General features: G+C 63.2%; 15 protein-coding genes. 5 read left to right on the top strand and 10 right to left on the bottom strand.

Annotation, left to right across the window (positions count from 1 at the left end; translation table 11 throughout):
* Positions 1–279 (top strand): MarR family winged helix-turn-helix transcriptional regulator (locus tag NDI87_RS06305; RefSeq protein ID WP_296273984.1); only part of this gene is annotated, 279 nt, incomplete at its 5' end.
* Positions 280–289: 10 nt separating this feature from the next.
* Here NDI87_RS06305 and NDI87_RS06310 read toward each other — a convergent pair.
* Together NDI87_RS06310 and ald are read right to left on the bottom strand one after the other, a co-directional pair.
* On the bottom strand, positions 290–2,266 hold the full coding sequence (locus NDI87_RS06310) for an ATP-binding cassette domain-containing protein (protein ID WP_296273985.1): 1,977 nt from the start codon (positions 2,264–2,266) through the stop codon (positions 290–292).
* Positions 2,267–2,309: 43 nt separating this feature from the next.
* Positions 2,310–3,425, bottom strand: a complete 1,116-nt coding sequence (gene ald / locus NDI87_RS06315) for an alanine dehydrogenase (RefSeq protein WP_296273986.1) — start codon at positions 3,423–3,425, stop codon at positions 2,310–2,312.
* Between the two features lie 85 nt (positions 3,426–3,510).
* On the opposite strand from ald, the gene NDI87_RS06320 reads away from it, so the two are divergent.
* Together NDI87_RS06320 and NDI87_RS06325 are read left to right on the top strand one after the other, a co-directional pair.
* Positions 3,511–3,924 carry a YbaN family protein gene (locus NDI87_RS06320; protein WP_296273988.1) on the top strand — a complete coding sequence of 138 codons (414 nt, stop codon included), beginning with the start codon at positions 3,511–3,513 and terminating at the stop codon, positions 3,922–3,924.
* Positions 3,925–4,067: 143 nt separating this feature from the next.
* Positions 4,068–5,654 carry a S8 family peptidase gene (locus NDI87_RS06325; protein ID WP_296273990.1) on the top strand — a complete coding sequence of 529 codons (1,587 nt, stop codon included), beginning with the start codon at positions 4,068–4,070 and terminating at the stop codon, positions 5,652–5,654.
* A gap of 110 nt (positions 5,655–5,764) precedes the next feature.
* On the opposite strand, the gene NDI87_RS06330 is transcribed toward NDI87_RS06325, so the two are convergent.
* Positions 5,765–7,270 carry a CoA-acylating methylmalonate-semialdehyde dehydrogenase gene (locus NDI87_RS06330; protein WP_296273991.1) on the bottom strand — a complete coding sequence of 502 codons (1,506 nt, stop codon included), beginning with the start codon at positions 7,268–7,270 and terminating at the stop codon, positions 5,765–5,767.
* A 12-nt stretch (positions 7,271–7,282) separates the two neighbouring features.
* On the bottom strand, positions 7,283–8,632 hold the full coding sequence (locus NDI87_RS06335; protein WP_296273993.1) for an aspartate aminotransferase family protein: 1,350 nt from the start codon (positions 8,630–8,632) through the stop codon (positions 7,283–7,285).
* An 86-nt stretch (positions 8,633–8,718) separates the two neighbouring features.
* Between NDI87_RS06335 and NDI87_RS06340 the strand changes: the two genes are divergently transcribed.
* The gene (locus NDI87_RS06340) at positions 8,719–9,657 is read left to right on the top strand and encodes a LysR family transcriptional regulator (RefSeq protein WP_296273995.1); all 939 of its coding nucleotides are present in this window, start codon (positions 8,719–8,721) and stop codon (positions 9,655–9,657) included.
* A gap of 37 nt (positions 9,658–9,694) precedes the next feature.
* Positions 9,695–10,957, top strand: coding sequence for an anion transporter (locus NDI87_RS06345; protein WP_296273996.1), 1,263 nt, complete (start codon positions 9,695–9,697; stop codon positions 10,955–10,957).
* 18 nt (positions 10,958–10,975) lie between these two features.
* Here NDI87_RS06345 and NDI87_RS06350 read toward each other — a convergent pair whose 3' ends face one another.
* The 6 genes from NDI87_RS06350 to mgrA form a co-directional block, all read right to left on the bottom strand.
* Positions 10,976–12,067 (bottom strand): NDP-sugar synthase, encoded by a 1,092-nt coding sequence (locus NDI87_RS06350; protein WP_296274017.1) that lies wholly within the window; start codon positions 12,065–12,067, stop codon positions 10,976–10,978.
* Between the two features lie 43 nt (positions 12,068–12,110).
* Entirely contained in the window at positions 12,111–12,530 is a 420-nt protein-coding gene (locus tag NDI87_RS06355) for a universal stress protein (RefSeq protein ID WP_296273998.1), read from the bottom strand.
* Positions 12,531–12,604: 74 nt separating this feature from the next.
* The gene (locus NDI87_RS06360; protein WP_296274000.1) at positions 12,605–14,452 is read right to left on the bottom strand and encodes a phosphoenolpyruvate carboxykinase (GTP); all 1,848 of its coding nucleotides are present in this window, start codon (positions 14,450–14,452) and stop codon (positions 12,605–12,607) included.
* 191 nt (positions 14,453–14,643) lie between these two features.
* Positions 14,644–15,846, bottom strand: a complete 1,203-nt coding sequence (locus NDI87_RS06365) for a threonine ammonia-lyase (RefSeq protein WP_296274002.1) — start codon at positions 15,844–15,846, stop codon at positions 14,644–14,646.
* A 28-nt stretch (positions 15,847–15,874) separates the two neighbouring features.
* Positions 15,875–16,750: a DMT family transporter gene (locus NDI87_RS06370; protein ID WP_296274003.1), complete on the bottom strand. Its 876-nt coding sequence runs from the start codon at positions 16,748–16,750 to the stop codon at positions 15,875–15,877.
* Positions 16,747–17,790: an L-glyceraldehyde 3-phosphate reductase gene (gene mgrA, locus NDI87_RS06375; RefSeq protein WP_296274005.1), complete on the bottom strand. Its 1,044-nt coding sequence runs from the start codon at positions 17,788–17,790 to the stop codon at positions 16,747–16,749. The genes NDI87_RS06370 and mgrA overlap by 4 nt, the downstream gene beginning before the upstream one ends.
* Positions 17,791–17,796 lie beyond the last annotated feature (6 nt).

Below are 17,796 nucleotides of genomic sequence, written 5' to 3' on the forward strand. Positions count from 1 at the left end.
CAGTCCACCGCCAGCAATTTGGTGCGGGCCTTGCACCAAAAAGAACTGATCCGCATGGACAAGAACGCCCAGGACAAACGCCATGTGCACTTGCACACCACACCGCAGGCGCTGACCCTGCTGGCCAGGGTGCCGGGGCCGTTTGAAGGGGTTCTGCCGGCCGCGCTCGATGAGTTAAATCCGCAAACCCTGCAACGACTGGATCAGGATCTGGCCGAGCTGATAAGCTTGCTCAAAGCCGATGAGACCGCTGGCAGCATCCCTCTGGCGCAGTTGTAGCGCGGCAATTTCAAGCCGGTGTACCCAATAGCTCCCAGCGCTCCAGCGCAGTCATCAGTTCTTCGTCAATCTGCGCGCTGCGGGTGGCCAGCTTCAGGGCACGGGCATTGTCGATGGCGTACAGGCTGCCGTCGGCCAGCAATTCGGCAATTTCTTTCTGCTCGGCCTCCAGCGCCGCAATCAGGTCGGGCAAGGCATCAAGCTCGCGCTGCTCCTTGAAACTGAGCTTGCGGGTCTTGGCGGTTGCAGCACTGGCAATGGGCGTCGGTAAAGGCGCAGCCGGGCTGCTAGATGCCGCCACTTGCGCCTTGGTAGCCGACTCGCGCTCGTAGTGAAACGGCTGCGCGCCTTTTTGGCCCTTGCTCCTGGCAATCTCGTTGGCGCGCTTGCTCTGGGTCAGCCAGTCGGTCACGCCGCCCTCGTACTCGCGCCATTTGGCGTCACCCTCGTAGGCAATGGTGCTGGTGACCACGTTGTCGAGAAAAGTGCGGTCGTGGCTGACCAAAAACACCGTGCCTTCAAAATTTTGCAGCAGTTCTTCCAGCAGTTCGAGCGTGTCGATGTCAAGGTCGTTGGTGGGCTCGTCGAGCACCAGCACATTGGCGGGGCGGGCAAACAGGCGCGCCAGCAGCAGACGGTTGCGCTCGCCACCGCTTAAAGACCGCACCGGCGAGTTGGCGCGTGCCGGCGAGAACAAAAAGTCGCCGAGGTAACTTTTGACGTGCTGGCGCCGGTTGCCAATCTCGATCCACTCGCTGCCCGGGCTGATAAAGTCTTCCAGCGTGGCGTCCAGGTCCAGCGCATTGCGCATCTGGTCGAAGTAGGCCACGGTGATGTTGGCGCCCTGGCGCACCGTGCCCCAGGCGCTCTCGCCCGGGCCCGGCTTGGGCGCGTTGGCCGGGGCCGGATCGGGCTTGAGTTCGCCCAAAATCAGCTTAAGCAAGGTGGTTTTGCCGGCGCCATTGGGGCCGAGCAGGCCGACCTTGTCACCGCGCAGGATGACGGTCGAAAAGTCATCGACGATTTTGCGCTCAGCAAAACTCTTGCTCACATGCGTGAGTTCCGCCACCAGCTTGCCGCTGACGGCGCCGCTGGCCACGTCGAGCTTGACGCTGCCCAGCGCCTCGCGCCGCGCCTCGCGGTTGGCGCGCAACACGGCGAGCTGGTTGATGCGGCCCTGCGCCTTGGTGCGCCGTGCCTCCACGCCGCGGCGAATCCACACCTCTTCCTGCGCCAGCAGCTTGTCGGCGCGCGCGTTGATCACCGCTTCCTGCGCCATCTGTTCCTCTTTTTGCACCAGATAGGCAGCAAAGTTGCCGGGATAGCTCAGCAGCTTGCCCCGGTCCAGCTCAACGATGCGGGTCGCCACATTGTCGAGAAACGAGCGGTCGTGCGTCACGGTCACGATGCTGCCCTTGAAGTCGCACAACAAACCTTCGAGCCACTCGATGCTGTCCAGGTCCAGGTGGTTGGTCGGCTCGTCGAGCAGCAGCACGTCGGGCGCCGCCACCAGCGCCTGGGCCAGCGCCACGCGCTTCTTGTTGCCGCCTGAGAGCGTGCTGATGCGCGCATCAGCGTCCAGATGCAGCCGGTGCAGGGTTTCGCCCACGCGCTGCTCCCAGTTCCAGCCGTCCAGCGATTCGATTTCACTTTGCATCGCGTCCAGGTCGCCGTGGCCCTGGGAATACTCGTCAATCAGTTCCCGCACCCGGGCCAGGCCGGCGCTGACGGCCTCAAACACGGTGGCGTCAGAATCGAGCTGCGGCTCTTGCGCCACATAGGAAATTCGGGTGTTGCCCTGCACTTGCAGGGTGCCATCGTCAGGCTTTTCCAGCCCGCCCAGAATCTTGAGCAGCGAGGACTTGCCCGCGCCATTGCGGCCGATCAGGCCGACACGCTCCTGCGTTTCCAGTGAAAAAGTGGTGTGATCCAGCAGCGGGACGTGTCCGAAAGCCAGTTGTCCGTCAAGTAGTGTGATAAGTGCCATGTGGCGCGCATTATCCCCTGCCCTGCGCGCCCATCAGCCTGGGTCAATCCAGCAGCGAGTCCGCCGCCATGTAAGCGTAGCCCAGCGTGTTGGCCACCGCCTCGTAGGTGACCTGCCCGTTGGCCACATTGAGGCCGTTTTTCAGATCCGGGTTGTCCCTGAGTGCCTGTTGCCAACCCTTGTCGGCCAGCGTCAGCGCATGGGCGATGGTGGCATTGTTGAGGGCAAAGGTGCTGGTGCGCGCCACCGCGCCGGGCATGTTGGCCACGCAGTAATGCACCACGCCATCGACCACATAGGTGGGCTCGGCGTGGGTGGTGGCGTGCGAGGTCTCGAAGCAGCCGCCCTGGTCAATCGCCACGTCCACTACCACGGCACCTTTTTTCATGCGGCTGATCATGCTGCGCGTGACCAGCTTGGGCGCGGCGGCGCCGGGAATCAGCACACCGCCCACCACCAGTTCGGCGTCGAGCACCGCCTCCTCCACGCTGTGGGCATTTGAATAGAGCGTGTTGATGCGGTTGCCAAACACCAGGTCAAGCTGGCGCAGGCGGTCCACGTTCTTGTCGAGCACGGTCACCCGGGCGCCCATGCCCACAGCCATTTGCAGCGCGTGCGTGCCGACCACACCGGCCCCCAAAATCACCACATGCGCGGCCGGCACACCGGGCACACCACCGAGCAGCACCCCCATGCCGCCCTTGGATTTTTCCAGGTGCGCGGCGCCAGCCTGCACCGCCATGCGCCCCGCGACCTCGCTCATCGGCGCCAGCAGCGGCAGGCCGCCACCGGGGCCGGTGATGGTCTCATAGGCAATACACACCGCCCCCGACTTGACCAGCGCCGCCGTTTGCGCGGGATCGGGGGCCAGGTGCAGGTAGGTGTACAGAATCTGCCCCGGGCGCAGCATGGCGCACTCATGGGACTGGGGCTCCTTGACCTTGACGATCATCTCGGCGGCGGCAAAGACCTGCGCCGCGTCCGCAGCCAGCGTGGCGCCGGCGGCCAGATACTGCGCGTCACTCAAGCCGATGTCAGCGCCGGCACCGCTTTGCACCAGCACCTGGTGCCCGTGATGGGTCAACTCGCGCACGCTGGCCGGCGTCAGGCCGACCCGGTATTCATGGTTCTTGATTTCCTTGGGCAGTCCGATCAGCATGGCAGGCTCCTTGAAGTGGAAAAACCAAAGTGTGCGTTAAACAACCTGACAATAACCCCCTAATTGTCAACACCGCTTCAAATTGATGCCATCCACCCCGCCCACCACGGCACCGCCGCCACCCTCGCGACCCCGCTGGCAACGCTGGTTCTGGCTGACCTGCGGCACGCTGTGCCTTGCGCTGGGCCTTATTGGCATTGTGTTGCCCTTGCTGCCGACCACGCCATTTGTGTTGCTGGCCGCCTATTGTTTTTCACTGGGCAGCGCGCGTTATGAACAATGGCTGCTGACACACCCGCGCTTTGGCCCGATGGTGCGGGATTGGCGCAGCCAGCGCGCCGTGCCCCTGCGCGCCAAGCAGGTCGCCTGGGTCACGATGGCGATCAGTTCGTTCATCGCCTGGTGGTTCATGCCGTCCAGCATCGGCTGGGTCCCCGGCGCCTGCTGTGCGCTGGTGGCGCTCTGGATGTGGCGCCTGCCAACGTCGGACAGGCGCTGATCGGTTCACAATGGCAGCTTTGCCGATTAGCGACTGTTTATTTATACGGGAAGCGGTGTCGTGGAGCAGTTGAATTTCCTATCCATTAAGCCTATAGTGAAGCCAGTTCTTTCATTGGTCTCAGCAAACCTGTTGGAGTCATCATGAAAAAAACTTTCTTCGCCCGCCTCCTGGCGTTCAGCGTGTACGCGACAGCGCTCGCCGTAGCCGCACCAGCGGCTCTCGCCCAGACGGTCGCCCCCCCGGCCACCCATCCCTACGCGCAGTCGCAACCGATCCCCGGGCGCTACATCGTGGTGTTCTGGGACAGCGTGAGCAACCCCGCAGCCGAAGCCGCCAATCTGCTGCGCGCTTCCGGCGGGCAGCTGCACCACACCTACAGCAGCGCTGTCAAGGGCTTTGCCGCCAGCCTTCCTGACGCCGCGCTGCAGGGCATCCGCAACAATCCGAATGTCAATTACATCGAGCAGGACCAGACGGTTGCGCTCAATGAAACTGCGTCACTGCAGACACAGACCGATGCCACCTGGGGGCTGGACCGCATCGACCAGCGTGACCTCCTCCCCCTGAGCAAGGAGTACACATACAACTACACCGGCACGCTGGTGAACGCCTTCATCATCGACACCGGGATTCGCGCGACGCACTCCGACTTCAAACAAAGCACCAACCCCTTTGCCAGCCGTGTGCAATCCGGCTTCACCGCGATCAACGATGGCAAGGGCACCGACGACTGCAATGGCCACGGCACGCACGTCGCCGGCACGGTGGCCGGCCTGACTTGGGGCGTAGCCAAGGCAGCATCCCTGATTCCGGTGCGCGTGCTCGATTGCCGCGGTTCCGGCACCTGGAGCGGCGTGATTGCCGGTGTCGACTGGGCGGCCAACAGCACGTTGCGGCCCGCCGTGGCCAACATGTCGCTGGGCGGCGGCGCATCCCAGGCGGTGGATGACGCCGTGGCGGGCGCCGTCAGCAGGGGCGTAACCATGGTGGTGGCGGCCGGCAACAGCAACGCCAACGCCTGCAACTATTCGCCGGCCCGGGCACCGAGCGCCATCACGGTGGGCGCCACCACCAGCACCGATACACGCGCCTCCTACTCCAACTACGGCAAGTGCCTGGATCTGTTCGCACCGGGCAGCGGCATCACCTCGGCCTGGAACACCAGCGACAGCGCCACCAACACCATCAGCGGCACCTCCATGGCCTCGCCCCATGTGGCCGGGGTCGCCGCGCTGGCGCTGGCGGCCAATACGGCGGCATCGCCCTGGGCGGTTGCCGCTTTCCTGAGCGACAACGCTACGCCCAACAAGATCGGTTCCCCCGGAACCGGCTCGCCGAACCGGCTGGTTTATTCCCTGGCTTCGGGTGCACCACAGGCGCCGGTCGGTCAGACTGTTGCCGTCTGGTCCATCACGGGCAGCGCGGTCAATTATAAAAACGGCTGGCGCGCCTCGGCGATCGTGACCATTGGCGACCCCACAACAACAACCACTCCCTGGACAGTTGTAGCCAACGCCACGGTGGTCGGCAGCTTCTCGCCCGGGGGCACAGCCCGTTGCGTGACGACGATGCAAACCGACGGCAGCATCAACTGCACGCTGACCAGCGCGGTGATCCAGAAGAACATAGGCTTGACCAAATTCACTGTGACTGGTGTTTCGGGCCTGTTGATGAACTACGACCCGACAAAGAACACGCCCACCGCCGAAATCACGATTAATAAATAAGCCTTGCGCTTGTCTCGTGCCCGATCTTGCCATGCAATAGGCAGACCGCAGCGCAAGCCCTCGGCACGGGCTGGGTCTATCCGACTTCTTGCACCTTTATCAGCAGCTTGTTACCGGCTGCTCGGGAAGCTGAACACTGAGCCTTCGCGCACGCCGGCGGACGGCCAGCGCTGGGTGATGGTCTTGCGCTTGGTGTAAAAGCGCACCGCATCGGGGCCGTAGGCGCTCAGGTCGCCAAACAGGCTGCGCTTCCAGCCGCCAAACGAGTGGTAGGCCACCGGCACCGGCAGCGGCACGTTGATGCCGACCATGCCGACCTGGATGTGGTCACTGAAGTAGCGGGCGGCTTCGCCGTCGCGGGTAAAGATGCAGGTGCCGTTGCCGTATTCGTGGGCATCGATCATGTCCATCGCCTCCTGCAGCGTCTTGACACGCACCACGCCCAGCACCGGGCCAAAAATTTCTTCCTGGTAGGTCACCATGCCGGGCTTGACGTTGTCAAACAGGCAGGCGCCCAGAAAGTAGCCCGACTCATGGCCTGGCACACTCACTCCACGGCCATCGACCACCAGCGTGGCGCCCTCTTTCACGCCCTGATCAACATAGCCCTTCACCTTCTCGAAGTGCGCCTTGGTCACCAGCGGGCCCATGTCGCAACTCGACTCGGTGCCGGGTCCCACCTTCATTTTGGCGATCTCGGCCTTGAGGCCGGCGACCACGGCATCGGCGGTGGCATCACCGACCGCGACGACCAGCGGAATCGCCATGCAGCGCTCGCCGCAGGAGCCATAGGCCGCGCCCATCAGGGCATTGACGGCGTTGGGGATGTCGGCATCGGGCATCACCACGGCGTGGTTTTTGGCGCCGCCCAAAGCCTGCACGCGCTTGCCGTGGGCGCAGCCGGTGGCGTAGATGTATTCGGCAATCGGCGTCGAGCCGACAAAGCTGACGGCCTTGACGCGCGGGTCGGTCAGCAAGGTGTCGACCGCCTCCTTGTCGCCATGCACCACATTGAGCACGCCCGGCGGCAGGCCGGCTTGCAGCGCCAGCTCGGCCACCAGCAGCGTGCTGGACGGGTCGCGCTCGGACGGTTTCAGGATGAAGGTGTTGCCGCAAGCCACCGCCATCGGCCACATCCACAGCGGCACCATGACCGGGAAGTTGAATGGGGTAATGCCCGCGCAGACGCCCAGCGACTGGAACTCGCTCCAGGAGTCGATGGCCGGGCCGACATTGCGGCTGTGCTCGCCCTTGAGCAGTTCGGGCGCGTAACTGGCGTATTCGACGTTTTCAATGCCGCGCTGCAACTCGCCCATGGAGTCACTCAAGACCTTGCCATGCTCGGCGGTGACCAGCGCGCAAATGGCATCGGCATTTTCTTCCAGCAGCACTTTGAGCTTGCTCATGACGCGGGCGCGTTTGAGCGGCGGCGTGTTGCGCCAGGCCGGATAAGCGGCCTGGGCGCTGGCAATGGCCTGCTCCACCGTGAGCTTGTCGGCCAGCAGCACGCGCTTTTCGGCCTGGCCGGTGGCGGGGTTGAAGACATCGGCCTGGCGTGTGCCGCCAGCCACCAGTTGGCCGTTGATGAGGTGCTGGATTTGGGGTAGTTGTGACATGTTGGACAAGCTTCAAGCAGTTTGGTTGATGGTTTCACCGAGCGCATTGACCAGGCTGTCGATTTGCTCAGGCGTTGAAATGAACGGCGGCGCCAATTGGATGGTGTCGGCACCATAACGCACATAAAAGCCTTTGGCAAGCATCGTCTTGGCAATCTCATACGGCCGTTTGGCGGGCTCACCGGGCAGCGCATCGATGGTCAAGCCGGCGGCCAGCCCGAGGTTGCGGATGTCGGCCACATGGCTGCAGCCCTTGAGCGAATGCACGGCATTTTCAAAATAGGGTGCCAGCGCCTTGACGCGCTCGATCATGTTTTCACGCACCAGGATGTCGAGCGTGGCCAGGCCCACCGCGCACGGCACCGGGTGCGCTGAATAGGTGTAGCCGTGGGCAAATTCGAGCATGTAGTCAGGGCCGCCCTGTGCCATGAAGGTGTCGTAGATTTCTTTTTTGGCAATCACCGCGCCCAGCGGCTGGGCACCGTTGGTGATCTGCTTGGCGCAGTTCATGATGTCGGGCGTGACGCCAAAATACTCCGCTCCGGTGTAGGCGCCCAAGCGGCCAAAACCGGTGATGACTTCGTCAAAAATCAGCAGGATGTTGTTCGCAGTGCAGATTTCGCGCAGGCGCTGCAAATAACCTTTGGGCGGCACCACCACGCCGGCCGAACCGGACATGGGTTCGACGATGACGGCGGCAATGTTGGACGCGTCGTGCAGGGCAATCAGCTTGAGCAAGTCGTCGGCCAGTTCGGCGCCCTGCTCAGGGCAGCCGCGAATGAACGAGCCTGCCGCTGGCTGCGTGTGCGGCAGGTGGTCGGCGGCAATGCCCTGGCCAAACACCTTGCGGTTGCCGCCAATGCCGCCCACCGAGATGCCGCCAAAGTTGACGCCGTGATAGCCCTTTTCGCGGCCAATCAGCAGGCTTTTGCTGCTTTGCCCCTTGGCGCGCCAGTAGGCCCGTGCCATCTTGAGCGACGTGTCGGCCGACTCAGAACCAGACCCCGTGAAAAACACGTAATCGAGCCCGGCGGGCGTGAGTTCTTTGAGCTTGTTGGCCAGCGCAAACGACAGCGGGTGGCCAAACTGGAACGCCGGCGAGTAGTCGAGCGTGGCGAGCTGATGACGTGCGGCTTCCACAATCTCGGCACGGCCGTGGCCCAGGCCGCAGGTCCACAAGCCCGAGAGCCCGTCAAAAATCTTGCGGCCGTCGAGGTCGGTGTAGTAGCAGCCGCTGGCGGAGGCCATCATGCGCGGGTTGGCCTTGAAATCGCGGTTGCCGGTGAACGGCATCCAGTGTGCATCGAGCCAGGCGGCGTCGGTGCGGGGGCGGGTCAAGGCTTGGGTGTCGGGCATGTTCATGGGTTCTCCAAAAGTGCAAGTTGGCGATTTTGCGTGACTCTGTTACTCTTATAAATGTTTAACTATCACTACTTGGTTGCCAACCTATGCAAGTAAAAACACGCGCTGCCCTGGGACAGTTGAGCGACATGGACATCCGCCTGTTGCGCGTGTTCAAGACGGTAGTGGACTGCGGCGGCATGGCGGCGGCCGAGCTTGAGCTCAACATAGGCACCTCCACGGTGAGCCGCCATATCAAGGACCTGGAAACCCGCCTGGGCCTGAGCCTGTGCCGGCGCGGCCGCGCCGGTTTTGCACTGACCCCGGAAGGCGAGCAGATTTATGCCGAGACGCTGCGCCTGCTCGCCGGGGTGGATGCCTTTCGCAGCCGCGTCGACGAGATTCACCAGCGCATGGGCGGCGAACTGCACATTGCCGTCTTTGACAAGACCGCCAGCAACCCAGCCGCCCACATCGGCGGCGCCATCCGGCGCTTTGTGCAGCAGGCGCCGGACGTGCGCCTGCACCTGCACGTGGCGCCGCTCAACAGCATTGAGCGCGGCGTGCTCGACGGCCAGTTTCAGGTCGGCATCATTCCCGGCCACCGCAGCTCGGCCGTGCTGACCTATGACGAACTGTTTACCGAGACCATGTACCTGTATGCCAGTGCCGACCACCCCTTGTTTGCCACGCAGGCAAAGCAGGAGCCGCAAAGCTGGGAGGCGCTGCGCGACTATGCTTTTGCCGGGCTGGGCTACCACTCGCCCAACATGGAACTGAGCCAACAGGTCAAGCTCAGCCGTGCGGCCACCGGCTACGACCAGGAATCGATTGCCACGCTGATCCTGTCGGGCTGTTTTCTGGGTTTTTTACCCGACCACTACGCCGAGAGTTTTGTGCGCCAGGGCCGCATGCACGCCGTTCAGCCCCAGTTGTTCACCTACCACTGCAGCTTTTTCAGCATTGTGCGGGCCTCGCCGCAGCCGGCGCGGGTGACACAGGCATTTCAGGCCGCATTGCGCCAGGCGCACCAGCCAGCCGGTTAAAGTTGGCAACCTTATTACGAACGACCACGCACACCCCATGAAACCTGAACATGGCCTGCTCGACTGGGGCATTGTGGCGATTTTTGTCACCGTCTATGCCGGCATGATTCTGGGCGGCCTGCCGCGCCTCAAGCTCGATCGCTCGGGCGTGGCGCTGCTCGGCGCCATTGGTGTGATCGGCCTGGGCGCGATGAGCACCGGGCAAGCGGCGAGCGCCGTCGATTTGCCCACCGTGCTGTTGCTGTTTTCGTTCATGGTGGTGTCGGCGCAAATGCGCCTGGGCGGCTTTTACACCGCAGTCACGCGCCGGGTGGCCGCGCTGCCGCTGGGACGCAACGCGCTGCTGGGCGCCATCATTGGCGTGGCCGGTGTCTTGTCGGCGGTGTTTTCCAACGACATCATCTGCCTGGCCATGACGCCGCTGGTGGCGCACCTGTGCCTGCAGCGGCGCCTGAACCCGGTGCCGTTTTTGCTGGGACTGGCCTGCGCCGCCAACATCGGCTCGGCGGCCACCCTGATCGGCAACCCGCAAAACATGCTGATCGGCTCGATGCTGCAACTGCCCTTTGGCGGCTATGTGCGCCAGGCACTGCCGCCGGTGGCGTTGAGCCTGGGGCTGCTGTGGGCCTGGCTGGTGTGGCAGCCTGGCCGGGACACACCGGGCGACGCATCCGCGGCGGTGCCGGTCGACCTGCCCGAAGGGTATGGCACGCTGCAAGCCCCGCCGTTTGATGTCTGGCAGACAGCCAAGGGGCTGGCGGTGGCGACGGCGCTGATGCTGGTATTTTTGTTCACCGACTGGCCGCGCGAGGTGGCCGCACTGGTCGGCGCCGGCGTGCTGCTGCTGAGCCGGCGCCTGCACTCGTCCGACGTCATGGGCTTCATCGACTGGCAATTGCTGGTGCTGTTCATCGGCCTGTTTGTCGTCAACCACGCGTTCGAGTCCACCGGCCTGGCGGCGCAGGCGGTGGTCTGGCTGGCGGCCCAGGGTGTGCATCTGGCCGACCCCGGCGTCTTGTTGGTGGCCGGTGTCGGCTTGTCCAATCTGGTTTCCAACGTGCCAGCGGTGATGTTGCTGCTGCCGCACCTCAAGGGCCCGGACGCCGGCGTGACGCTGGCGCTGGTGAGCACGCTGGCGGGCAATCTGCTGCTGACGGGCTCCATCGCCAACCTGATTGTGGTCGACCTGGCGCAAAAAAGCGGGGTGATGCTGGACTGGCGCATGCATGCCCGCGTGGGCGTGCCGGTGACGCTGCTGACGCTTGGCCTGGTGTGGGGCTGGCTGCGCTGGCCCGGATGACGCGCCGGGGATGCGCCTTCAGGCCCGGGCGTCACCCCAGCGCAACTGGGTGGCGTCGTCATCATGGTACAGCGTGTCGCCATGGCGGTCCACGCAATAGTCAGGCGACACGATCATTTCATAAATGCGCATGTCGGCGGCAATACGCGTGTACTCAAACAAGATGCTGCGCACCAGTTTGCAGCCGGTTCGCAGATGACTGCCGTGCCCGATCCAGGCCGGGCCCACGATCGAAACGCCGGGTTCGATGCGCACACTCGAACCGATGTACACCGGGCCTTCAATCGACACCTCGTCCCATGGGACCGACGTGTTGAGCCCGACCCAGATGCCCGGCTTGATCTGCCGCCCCGGCATGGTCATGTCAGCCACCTCGCCGCGCAACACCTGCTGCAACACCGACCAATAATCACCCACCCGACCGATGTCGAGCCATTTGAAAGGCCGGTTCTGCACATAAAACGGCAGTTCATGGGCGACCAGGTCAGGAAACAGCTGGGAGCCAATGTCGTACACCTGGCCCGACGGCACCAGGTCGAGCACCGCCGGCTCGAAGATATAAATGCCGGTGCTCGCCAGTGTCGACTTGGCCTCGGCAGGCCTGGGTTTTTCCTGGAACGACGCAATGCGTCCGTCGGCGGCCGCCACCACGATGCCATAATTTTGCACATCGGCCAGCGGCACGTCCATCGCCACCACGCTGGCCAGGGCCTGCTTGGCATGGTGTTCTGCCAGGGCGGCCGTGATGTCGAGGTCAATCAGCGCGTCGCCGCACAGCACCAGCGTGGTCTCGTCAAAAAAACCGCTGAAATCCTGGATGCGCCGAATGCCGCCGGCTGAACCCATCGGCCGCGGCAAGATCTCACCATGGTCACGCACGCCTTCGTAGGCGTAGCCGATCTGCACGCCCCAACGCCTGCCATCACCAAAATACTCTTCAATTTTGTAATGGTGCCAGGCCACGTTGACCATGATCTCGGTGATGCCGTGGCGCGCCAGATGTTCGATCAGGTACGCCATCACCGGCTTGCCCAGAATGGGCACCATGGGCTTGGGCAAGTCCCGCGTCAAGGGACGCACGCGCGTGCCCTGGCCGGCGGCCAAAATCATTCCTTTAGCCAACTCGGCCTCCTTTAATTTGTTCCAAGAAGCTTCAGCGCACGATCAGCACGGGCACTTTGCAGCTCGCCAGCACTTTGGTCGCGACCGAACCCACCACCAGATTGACGAGGGCACCATAGCCGTGCGAACCCATGACCACGAGGTCAAATTTTTCAGCCTCAGCCAGCTTGGCAATCAGCTCACCCGCGTTGCCGGTCTTCCAGATGCATTTGGCCTTGATCCCCTGACGCTCCAGGTATTTTTGGACCGGCGTCATGACACGCTGGCCTTCGTCCTCGTAATATTTGGTCACCAGCTCCTTGCCAAGCGCGGCACGCGCCTGCGACGGCAGCATCATTTGGGCAGTGAAGGCGGTGTATTCGTTTTTAGGCGAAAACAACTCATGGGCAGCCAGATAGGCCAGCATTTTCTTGGTGTAAGCACTGCCGTCAACGGCGAGAAGAATCTTCATGAGGTAACTCCTTGAACGGGATGCCAGTTTACCCAAGCGGCACAGCTGTGTGTTGTCTCATGTCAAGTACAGCTTCAATCTTGCAGACGCTGCGTCAACATGGCCTTGGTGTCAATGAGCGCCAGTGGCAAATGGTAGGACAGTTGCTCAAAAAGGGCAGTGTGCAGTTTGAGCTCTTCAGCCCAGGAAGCCTTGTCGATGCTGGTCACGGTGTTGAATTGCTCGGCGCTGAAGGGCAGGCCGGTCCAGGTGAGCTCGTCAAACAGGGGGGCGATGCCAAACATGGTCTCAACGCCCTGCGCCTTGCCTTCCAGGCGGTCAATCATCCACTTGAGCACGCGCATGTTGTCGCCGTAGCCGGGCCAGACAAATTTGCCGGCCTCGTTCTTGCGGAACCAGTTGACGCAGAAAATCCTGGGCAGGGTGTGGCCTTGTTCTTCGAGCCTGTGCTCCATGTCGAGCCAATGCTGGAAATAGTCGCTCATGTTGTAGCCGCAGAACGGCAGCATGGCAAACGGGTCGCGGCGCACCACGCCCATCTGGCCCACGGCCGCTGCGGTGGTCTCGGACCCCATGGTGGCCGCCATGTAAACCCCTTCCATCCAGTTGCGGGATTCGGTGACCAGCGGCACCGTGGTGGAGCGGCGGCCGCCAAAGATGAAGGCATCAATGGCCACACCCGCCGGGTTGTCCCACTCGGGGTCGAGCGCGGGGTTGTTGCCGGCGGCCACGGTGAAGCGCGAATTCGGGTGTGCCGCCTTGGCGCCGCTGGCCCGGGCGATCTCGGGCGTCCAGTCCTTGCCCTGCCAGTCGATCAGATGCGCGGGCAAGCCGCCACCGTCCTGCTCCATGCCCTCCCACCACACATCGCCGTCATCAGTCAGCGCGACATTGGTGAAAATCACGTTTTTGTCGAGGCTGGCCATGCAGTTGGGATTGGTGTGGTAGTTGGTTCCCGGCGCCACACCAAAATAGCCCGCCTCGGGGTTGATGGCGTACATCTTGCCATCAGCATGCGGCTTGACCCAGGCGATGTCGTCGCCGATGGTGGTCACCTTCCAGCCTTCAAAACCTGCCGGGGGCACCAGCATGGAGAAATTGGTTTTGCCGCAGGCGCTGGGGAAAGCGGCGGCCACATGGTACTTTTTGCCCTGCGGAGTGGTCACACCCAGGATCAGCATGTGTTCGGCCAGCCAGCCCTGGTCACGCCCCATGTTGGAGGCAATGCGCAGCGCAAAGCACTTTTTGCCCAGCAGGGCGTTGCCGCCGTAACCCGAACCATAAGACCAGATTTCGCGGGTTTCCGGGAAGTGAACGATGTATTTGGTGCTGTTGCAGGGCCATTTCACATCCAACTGCCCCACCGCCAGCGGCGCGCCCACAGTGTGCATGCAGGGCACAAATTCGCCGTCGGCGCCGAGCACGTCATACACCGCCTTGCCCATGCGCGTCATGATTTTCTGGTTGACCGCCACATAGGCGCTGTCGGTGAGTTCGATGCCAATGTGCGAAATGTGCGAGCCCAGCGGCCCCATGCTGAAGGGCACCACGTACATGGTGCGGCCCTTCATGCAGCCGTCAAACAGCGGCTGCAGGGTGGCGCGCATGTCGGCGGGGGCCATCCAGTTGTTGGTCGGGCCGGCGTTTTCCTTGCTCTCGGAGCAGATGTAGGTGCGGTCTTCCACGCGCGCCACGTCGCTCGGGTCGGAGCAGGCCAGGAAACTGTTGGGGCGTTTGGCGGGGTTCAGTTTTTTGAAGGTACCCGAGTCAACCAGCTGCTGGCACAGGCGCGCGTACTCTTCATCGGAGCCGTCACACCAGTAGATGCTGTCGGGCTGGGTGAGCGCGGCCATGTCGGCCACCCAGGCGATCAGTTTGGTGTTCTTGACATGGCTTGGCGCATTGGGGTTCAGGCTTGGCATGGTGGACTTGTCCTCGGGATGTTATAAAAATGGCCAGGAGTTCGGCTGTGTGGCACAACAACTCCAAACAGTCGATTTTAGGGAACATGGCCAACAGTTACCTGACGGTTACATCCACAGGTGCAACGCCATTGATCCAAGCCAAAAATGCCGCGTGTCGGCTCCATGGCCCGGCACCCGGCCTGGTGGCCTTATTGCATCAGTTGCGCCTGCAGACCCGCCTGCAGCAGGGCGTCCAGCACCTCGTTGATGTGCTGCGGGCCACGGGTCTGAATCACCAGTTCAACCTCGACGTTTTGCGCCGCCAGCGTGGTAAAGGCCCGCTGATGGTGGACCTCGTTGATGTTGGCCCCGGCGCTGGCCACCGTGGCGGTGATCAGGGCCAGCGTGCCGGGCACATCGCGGGCACTCACCTTCAGGCGCGCCAGACGGCCGGCACGGACCATGCCGCGCTCGATGATGGCGGCCAGCAACAGCGGGTCGATGTTGCCGCCACACAGCACCACGCCCACCTTTTTGCCTTTAAAGCGCTCAGGGTATTTCAGCAACGCCGCCAAGCCGGCGGCACCGGCGCCTTCGACCAGCGTTTTCTCGACTTCGAGCAGCATCACGATGGCCTGCTCGATGTCGCCCTCGTCCACCAAAACCAGATCGTTCACCTTGTCGCGGATGATGGCTTGCGGCAACACGCCAGGGGTGCCCACCGCGATGCCTTCGGCAATGCTGCTGCTGCCTTGTGGCAGGTGTGTGCCCTTGATGGCGTTGTACATGGCCGGGAAGCGTGAGGCCTGCACGCCAATGATCTCGATGCCGGGCTTGATCGCCCTGGCCGCAGTGGCCATGCCGGCGATCAGGCCGCCGCCGCCAATCGCCACCACCAGCGTGTCCAACGCGGGCACGTCCTGCAGCATTTCCAGCACCACCGTGCCCTGGCCGGCGACGATGTCGGGGTCGTCATACGGGTGCACAAAGACAAGCTGCTGTTGTTCGGACAACTGCAATGCATGGGCGCGCGCCTCGTCGAGGGTGTCACCATGCAGCACGATCTCGGCGCCAAAACCGCGCGTGCGCTCAACTTTGACGCCCGGCGTAAAGCGCGGCATCACGATCACCGCGCGAATCCCGAGCCGCTGCGCGTGGTAGGCCACCCCCTGGGCATGGTTGCCGGCGCTCATGGCGATAACGCCACGGGCACGCTCCCCGGCACTGAGCTGCGACAGCTTGTTGCAGGCGCCGCGTTCCTTGAACGAGGCCGTGAACTGCAGGTTCTCGAATTTCAGAAACACCTGCGCACCGGTGATGTCCGAAAGTGTTTGTGAGGCCACGCAGGGTGTGCGCAGCAAATGGTCTTGCAGGCGCTGGGCGGCAGCTTGAATGTGTGTGAGTTCAATCATGGCCACATTGTGCCCGGTGAAAGCGTGCCTATCTGACACGCGTCCCCAGCCAGGCGGCGCCCACAATCAGCACGCCCGCCAGCGCCACCGGCCAGGTCAAAGCGCGGCCGCTGACCCACAGCAGCATGGACGTGGACAGCAGCGGCGTCAGGTAACTCAACAGGCCGATGTGGCGCGCGTCACCGGCCTTGAGGGCCTTGTCCCACAAAAAGAAGGAGCCGCCCAGCGGCCCCAGTCCCATCAGGCCAATCAGCGCCCAGTCGCGCAGGCTTAAGGTGACGCTGGGCTCCATCAACGCGTGGCAGAGCAAGGCGAGCAGGCCTGAGATCCAGGCAAAAGTGCCAATGGCGGCGGTGTCAAAATGAGGCACACGACGTGTCAGCAGCGAGTAGGTGGACCAGATGAAGGCCGCGACTGCGGCGGCCAGATAACCCCAAAGCCAGTCGCTTTGCAGACCGCCAGGCGCCTGGGCATCCCCATCGACGCTGGCCAGAATCACAATGACGGCACCCGTAAAACCAATCAGCCCGGCCAGAATATGCTGCCAGCGCATGGTCAGCCCCGGCAGCAGCACCGGCGCCAGCACCACGATCAGCAGCGGCCACAGGTAATTGACCAGATTGGCTTGCACCGGCGGCGCATTTTGCAGCCCGACAAACAACAGAAAGTGGTAGCCAAACAGGCCATAGACACCCAGCGCCAAGGTGGGCAACGGCACCCGCCACGCCGCCAGCCTGAAGCCAGAGAGCGGCAGCGCGATCAGCCCGCCAACCAGCAGCGACAGACCGGTGAGCAAGAAGGGCGGCACATGGCCCAGCGCCACCCCGAGACTGGCCAGGCTGCCCCACATGGCAATCGCGGCCAGCGCCAGCAGGTTGGCGCGTGCGTGAAGATCGTGTTTCAAGGGCGCTGGTCGGTCGATGGCTTTTGCCACAAATTGATGCCGCCTTCCACCGCGTGCTGGTCAATCGCCTTGAGCTCGTCCGCGCTGAAGTCCAGGTGCTTGAGCGCGCCAGCCAGCTCGGTGATTTGCGCGGCTGAACTGGCACCGATCAGGGCGCTGGTCACGCGCGCGTCGCGCAACACCCAGGCGATGGCCATTTGCGCCAGGCTTTGGCCGCGCGCCTGCGCCAGGTCGTTCAGGGCGCGCACATGCCTGAGGTTGGTCTCATTCAAAAAGTCAGGCTTGAAGGAACCGCCGCCGGGCCGGTTGATGCGTGCCTCCTGGGGCACGCCATTGAGGTATTTGTCGGTCAGCAGGCCTTGCGCCAGCGCGCTGAAGGCAATGCAGCCCATGCCGGTGTCATCGAGCGCGTCGAGCAGGTCTTCCTCGATCCAGCGGTTCAACAGGCTGTACGAGGGCTGGTGAATGAGTGGGCGCACGCCCATGCTCTTGAGCAGGGCAGCGGCCTCAATCGTCTTGCTGGCTGAATAGCTGCTGATGCCCACATACAGGGCCTTGCCCTGTTGCACGGCACTGGCCAGCGCACCCATGGTCTCTTCGAGCGGCGTGTCGGGATCGAAGCGATGTGAATAAAAGATGTCCACATAGTCCAATCCCATGCGCTGCAGGCTCTGGTCCAGACTGGCCAGCACGTATTTGCGCGAGCCGCCACCGCCGCCGTAGGGGCCGGGCCACATGTCCCAGCCGGCCTTGCTGGAGATGATGAGCTGGTCGCGGTAGGGCTTGAAGTCGCGCCGCAGGTGCTCGCCGAAATTGGTCTCGGCGCTGCCGTAGGGCGGGCCATAGTTGTTGGCCAGGTCAAAGTGCGTGATGCCCGCATCGAACGCGGTGCGCAGCATCTCGCGCTGGCTGGCCAGCGGCGTGGCATCGCCAAAGTTGTGCCACAGACCGAGTGAAATGGCGGGCAGTTTGAGGCCGCTTTTGCCGCAAAAGCGGTAGGGCATGGTGTCGTAACGCGCGGGCTTGGCTTGGTAGGTCATGGAAGT

It is taken from the genome of Rhodoferax sp. (genome assembly GCF_023701345.1).
Classification (GTDB): Bacteria; Pseudomonadota; Gammaproteobacteria; order Burkholderiales; family Burkholderiaceae_C; genus Rhodoferax.